The organism is Methylobacterium sp. Leaf399 (assembly GCF_001424525.1).
GTDB lineage: Bacteria > Pseudomonadota > Alphaproteobacteria > Rhizobiales > Beijerinckiaceae > Methylobacterium.
The window spans coordinates 1-4,078 of sequence record NZ_LMQK01000026.1; the positions used below are offsets into that span (position 1 = coordinate 1).

Consider the following 4,078-nt stretch of genomic DNA (forward strand, 5'->3'; position numbering starts at 1 on the left):
ACCGTCTGCGTCGCCGCCCCGGTCGCCGCCTCGTCCACGTCGTTGACCACGATCGTGAAGTCCTTCGTGAACGTCGCGCCACCCCCGTCCGTCGCCGTGATCCCAACGGTCAGGTTGAGGACGGACGCATCCTCGAAGTCGAGAGCGCTGCCGTCGACGAGCTTGAGGATGGCCTGACCCGAGACCTCGACGACTTCGAAGCGGGCGTCGTTGACCGTGTAGGACACCGTGTCGCCGGCGTCGGGATCGGAGACCGTGAGGATGCCGACGGTGGCGCCGGCCTGGTTCTCGTCGACCGTGTTGTTGTCGAGGGCGATCGCGGTGGGTGCTTCGTTGATGTCGCGCAGGTCGATCGCGACCGTGTTCGATACGGAGGCGCCGTCGGCATCGGTCGCCGTGAGCGTGACCGAGAGCGGGGCGTCGGTCTCGAAATCGAGGGCCACACCGCTTTTGAGTGCCAGGAACGACCCCTCGCCGGTGATCGTGCGGATCTCGAACCGCTCGTCGGAGACCGAGTAGACCAGCGTGTCGCCGTCGGGGTCGGTCGCGGAGACCTCGCCGACGATGACACCGGTATCGTTCTCGAACACCGGATCGCCGTCGAAGACGAGGGCTGTCGGCGTCTCGTTGACGTCGGTGACGGCGATCGTGACCGCCTGCGTCGCGGAAGCGCCGCCTGCGTCGGTGACCTTCACCACGAAGCTCGCCGCGGCCGAGACCTCGAAATCGGGGCTGCTGGTGACCGTGATGGTCGCGGTACCCGCACCCGTCTTGGTGATGGCGTACGGGCCGGTGTAGGTGCCGCCGCCGGCGGTGACGAGGGAGAAGGTCAGCACGTCGCCGATGGTGCCGAGGTTGGGATCGGAGGCGGTGACGAAGGCGACCGGCGTGGCCGCGGCCGCATTCTCCTGGACGGTCAGCGTTGCCGTCCCGTCATCGGCATCGAGGATGGAGACGATGCTGGGTCCCACCGTGACGACCGCATCCGGGTTGTCGATCACGCTCTGCGTCCTGCCGCCGAACGTGAAGCTCTCGACGCCGGTCACGGTGTCGGTGTCGGTGCCATCCGTGACGATGTAGGTCCCGCCGTTGCGCACCACGGTGTAGCTGGAGAAGTCGCCTGCGAAGACCGCCCTGTCGATGCCGGCACCGCCGGAAACGATGTCGGACCCGGCTCCACCTTCGAGAACGTCGTCGCCGCTGTCGCCGATGAGGAAGTCGGAGCCCGCACCGCCCGACAGGGTGTCCCCGCCGCCGTTGCCGTTGAGCGTGTTGTTGCCGGCGTTGCCGGTGATGACGTTGTCGAGCCCGTTACCGGTGACATCGACATCGGCACCCACGCCGAGCGCGGCGTCGCCGAGGGTGATCGTCGTCACCGCGCCGGTGTTGGCATTGCTGCCGAGCGCGGCGAGGTTGATCGTGAGGTCCGTGGTCGCCGCCGTGGCGACGACCGTGAGGTCGTTGTCGAAGAGCGTGATCGAACTCGTGCCCGGCTGGTTCAGGACGAGGGTGTCGCCCGCCAGGATGGTATCGAGGCCGGACGCGGGAACCGGTGCGCCGATGGTACCCTGCTGGATCCGGTTCAGGGCGTCGACCGACGAGGCGACGTACACGTCGCGGACGGTCGCCGTGGCGACGACCTGGCGGGGATCGCCATTGCCGTCGAGGACGTAGGCCCAGGTCTCCCCCGCGGTGAAGTTGTCGGCGACGATGGCCGCCAGATCCTCGGCGGTGGCGAGACCGGCGGGGGTGTTTCCGACGTTGGTGCGGATGAGGACGGGTGCCGGGATCGCATCGTTGAAGCTGTTGCCGGTGAACACGTCCGGCAGGAACGGATCGGCCGATTCGAAGCCGGCCACGCCGACGCCCTGGAGATAGACCGCCGAGGCGCTGCCGGTGGCGATCGATCCGGTGAAGACGTTGTCGCGGATGATCTCGTTGCCGTCGTCGAGGCCGTCACCGGCCCCGCTCAGGAGCCAGATCGGCTTGCCGATGACGTTGTCGTGGATGTCGTAGCTGTCAACGCCGCCGGCGGCGTACTCGCTCAACTCGATCGCGTAGGACGCTCCCGTCGTCGAGAAGACCGAGCCCGTGATCTCGACGCCGTCGGCATGGACCGAGAGGAACGCCTTGACGTCGCCGGTGATGGTTCCGGTGTTGGCCGAGGCGATGCCTCCGGCCGGCCGCGTGAAGTTGAGGCCGACCAGCGTCAGACCGTCCGCCGCGTCGGTCACGCTGATGTAGTCCGAGCCCGTGTTGATGAAGAGGCTCTGGACGGTGACCGCACCCGCCGCTGCGGCGGAGCTGATCGGGGTCCCGTCGGCCGCGACGGCCTGGATGGTGAGGTTGGCCTTGTCGATGGTGAGACCCGAGCGGTAACCGACCGTATCGCCGGCGTCGTGTCCTTCGGATTCCGCGTAGGTGCCGGGTGCGACGAGGATCGTTTCTCCGCCGTTGGCCGCGTTGACCGCCTGCTGGATCGAGGCGAACCCGCCGTCGGCGGCCTTGTCGACGAGCAGGTAGGTCGTGGCGCCGATCGTGACCTTCTCGACGTTCGTGAGGGTGTCCGTCTCGGTGCCGTTGGAGACGATCCAGCGTCCATCCGTGCCGATCTTCAGCGTGAAGCCGGCCGCATAGCCGACCGCCGCATCGATACCGGCGCCCCCCTCGATCGCGTCGTTTCCGGCGCCACCGATGAAGCTGTCGTCGTCGGCTCCGCCGTCGAGGCTGTCGTCGCCGGCCCCACCCACGAGGAAGTCGTTGCCGCCCAGGCCGGTGACGACGTCGGCACCCTGGCCGGCGTTGACGTAGTCCGCCNGGCGCCGCCGATGAAGCTGTCGTCGTCGGCTCCGCCGTCGAGGCTGTCGTCGCCGGCCCCACCCACGAGGAAGTCGTTGCCGCCCAGGCCGGTGACGACGTCGGCACCCTGGCCGGCGTTGACGTAGTCCGCCACGGCCGTGCCCGTCACCGTCTCGCCGAGGTTTGTCCCGAGGGTCGCGGTGGTGAAGGCGTCGCCGCGCTGGGTCCCGCTGATGTCGCGAACATCGAAGGTCACGCCCGCCCCGGCCACGAAGGTGGTGCCTTCGTCGTCATAGCGGCCGACCGGGCCTGCAAGGCCGTCCGAGCCGTCCTCGGCCTGCAACCGCACCGCCAGGCCGTTGCCGGCATCGAGGCCGCTGCCGTTGCCCACCTCCGAGGAGGTGAAGGTCAGGCGCACCTGTCCGGCCGNCGGCCTGCAACCGCACCGCCAGGCCGTTGCCGGCATCGAGGCCGCTGCCGTTGCCCACCTCCGAGGAGGTGAAGGTCAGGCGCACCTGTCCGGCCGTCGCGGCATTGACCGTGACCCGGTCGGCGCCGGCGCCGAGATCGACGCTGTCGGCCCCATCCGTGCTGACGTTGACGATCGCGGTGTCGTTGCCGAGACCGCCGACGATCGCGTCGTTTCCGGCGCCGCCGATGAANACCCGGTCGGCGCCGGCGCCGAGATCGACGCTGTCGGCCCCATCCGTGCTGACGTTGACGATCGCGGTGTCGTTGCCGAGACCGCCGACGATCGCGTCGTTTCCGGCGCCGCCGATGAAGCTGTCGTCGTCGGCTCCGCCGTCGAGGCTGTCGTCGCCGGCCCCACCCACGAGGAAGTCGTTGCCGCCCAGGCCGGTGACGATGTCGGCACCCTGGCCGGCGTTGACGTAGTCCGCCCCGGMCGTGCCCGTCACCGTCTCGCCGAGGTTTGTCCCGAGGGTCGCGGTGGTGAAGGCGTCGCCGCGCTGGGTCCCGCTGATGTCGCGGACATCGAAGGTCACGCCCGNGCCCGTCACCGTCTCGCCGAGGTTTGTCCCGAGGGTCGCGGTGGTGAAGGCGTCGCCGCGCTGGGTCCCGCTGATGTCGCGGACATCGAAGGTCACGCCCGYTCCGGCCACGAAGGTRGTGCCTTCGTCGTCGTAGCGGCCGACCGGGCCGGTCGGGACGTCCGARCCGTCCTCGGCCTGCAACCGCACCGCCAGGCCGTTGCCGGCATCGAGGCCGCTGCCGTTGCCCACCTCCGAGGAGGTGAAGGTCAGGCGCACCTGTCCGGCCG

The 4,078-nt window shown here is 69.3% G+C and carries 1 protein-coding gene and 3 pseudogenes; all 4 read right to left on the bottom strand.

What is annotated here, in order from left to right; all coding sequences use genetic code 11:
• Positions 1-2,817, bottom strand: a 2,817-nt coding sequence (locus ASG40_RS22425) for a beta strand repeat-containing protein (protein ID WP_274533834.1), incomplete at both ends; no start/stop codon positions are given.
• Position 2,818: 1 nt separating this feature from the next.
• Positions 2,819-3,217: pseudogene (locus tag ASG40_RS22465) on the bottom strand (calcium-binding protein); the annotation flags it as partial.
• 12 nt (positions 3,218-3,229) lie between these two features.
• Positions 3,230-3,458 (bottom strand): annotated as a pseudogene (locus ASG40_RS22580) (hypothetical protein); the annotation flags it as partial.
• A 4-nt stretch (positions 3,459-3,462) separates the two neighbouring features.
• Positions 3,463-3,803, bottom strand: a pseudogene (locus ASG40_RS22435) (calcium-binding protein); the annotation flags it as partial.
• Positions 3,804-4,078: the final 275 nt, after the last annotated feature.